This is a genomic window from Cellvibrio sp., assembly GCF_053579595.1.
On record NZ_JBRFPI010000563.1, the window covers coordinates 1 to 1866 of the forward strand.

Annotated in this window: 2 protein-coding genes and 1 pseudogene; all 3 read right to left on the bottom strand. The window is 49.2% G+C overall.

All coding sequences use genetic code 11. The features are described from left to right. Nucleotides 1-299: pseudogene (locus ACWA6V_RS21130) on the bottom strand (Fe-S cluster assembly protein SufB); the annotation flags it as partial. A 40-nt stretch (nt 300-339) separates the two neighbouring features. Next, nucleotides 340-1500 (bottom strand): IscS subfamily cysteine desulfurase, encoded by a 1161-nt coding sequence (locus ACWA6V_RS21135; RefSeq protein WP_449524329.1) that lies wholly within the window; start codon nt 1498-1500, stop codon nt 340-342. 61 nt (nt 1501-1561) lie between these two features. Next, nucleotides 1562-1866 (bottom strand): Rrf2 family transcriptional regulator (locus tag ACWA6V_RS21140; RefSeq protein ID WP_449524330.1); only part of this gene is annotated, 305 nt, incomplete at its 5' end.

Consider the following 1866-nt stretch of genomic DNA (forward strand, 5'->3'; position numbering starts at 1 on the left):
TCAACCTCATCCAGACTTTTGGGCTTTTCATCCATCGATTTGGGCGCTGAATAATAGGACACCGCTTGAAAATCAATATCCTCATATTTGACATGTGCCCATTCCGGCTCGGTCATTTCCAGCCAAGACTGATAGGCTTTCAAACGCCATTCCAGCAACCACTCGGGTTCATTTTTCTTCGCCGAAATAAAACGGATAACATCTTCATTCAACCCCGGTGGCAGGGTTTCAGAATCGATGGTGGTATGGAAACCCGCCGCGTATTCTTTTTTAATGAGATGTTCGACTTGTTCAGACATGGGCATTTACCTGTTTTTGCAAAGGGTTAGCGAACCAACACTAAGCCTTGTGCAGCTTGGCGATGACACCGCGAAGGTGTTCAATCGCATATTCAATTTCGTCGGCCGTGGTGTAACGGCCAAGACTAAAACGCAGCGAGGCTTGCGCTGTTTCATCGTCCAACCCAATCGCTTTCAGTACATAACTGGGCGACATGCTCGCGGAATTACAGGCAGAGCCACTAGAGATCGCTAAATCGCGCAGGGAGAGCAACAACATCTCACCATCAGCATTGCCAAATGCAAGATTCAAAATACCGCTGACGCAATCAACACTGGAGCCGTTGCGTTTAATTCCCGGCAAATCCGCAATGCCTTGCCATAAACGATCACGCAGCATCTTAATACGTTCACTATCCTCGCTGAGATGTGCGGCCGCTAATCTTGCCGCTTCACCCATACCCACTAATTGATGCGTGGGCAAAGTACCGGAACGCATACCGCGCTCATGGCCACCACCGTGAATTTGTGCAGCGATTTTTACGTCGCCTGAACGGCGCACGTAGAGTGCACCAACACCTTTGGGTCCATAAAATTTATGCGCGGACAGCGACAGCAGGTCTACACCAAGCGCTTTGACATCGACTGGAATTTTTCCCGCGCTTTGTGCCGCATCACAATGAAATAAAATACCGCGCGTCTTACAGACTTCCACTAAACCCTTGATGTCATTAATGCAGCCCAACTCATTGTTGACTTGCATGATACTGACTAAAAAAGTATCACTGCATAGAGCATTGGCAAGCGCATCAACAGTGATAATTCCATCCTGGGAGGGTTGTAAACGAGTAACGCGAAAACCTTGCGCCTCCAGCCAACTTGCGGGATCAAGCACGGCTTTATGTTCAATGGCCGACACAACAATATGGCCACCAGTGTGGTGATTGGTGCGATAAGTTTCTGCACCACCTTTGAGCGCAAGATTGTTGGCTTCGGTTGCGCCACTGGTCCAAACGATTTCACGCGGATCTGCATTGATTAAACTGGCAACCTGCGCGCGCGCTTCTTCTACCAATTCTTCCGCTTGCCAACCATATACATGAGACCGTGAAGCAGGATTGGCGAAGGCGCCATCCAATGTCAGACACTCAACCATCCGCGCCGCCACTTCAGGGGCAACGGGTGTAGTCGCGGCGTAATCTAAATAAATGGGCTTGCGCAAAACAGTGGGTACCTTAACGGTGAAAAAACTACAGGGTGAAAAATGGGGTCATAAAAGCCAGCTACAAAATTTCACTGATCGCAATATGAGTCTCGTCATTGTGACTGCTTACCACGCGCAAATCCTGACGCTTGCGAACCGATTGAATATCGTTACGTGCAACCAAATCAGCGAGCGTAATGTCACTCAAAAACCGATGGATTTGCGCGCTTAAATCTTCCCACAAATGATGGGTTAAACAGACTTCGCCTTCATGGCAATTACCCTTGCCTTCGCAGCGGGTTGCATCGAGCGATTCACTGACCGCATCGACTACCTGGGCGATGGAAATATCGGTAGTGCTGCCCATCAGGCGATAACCACCAC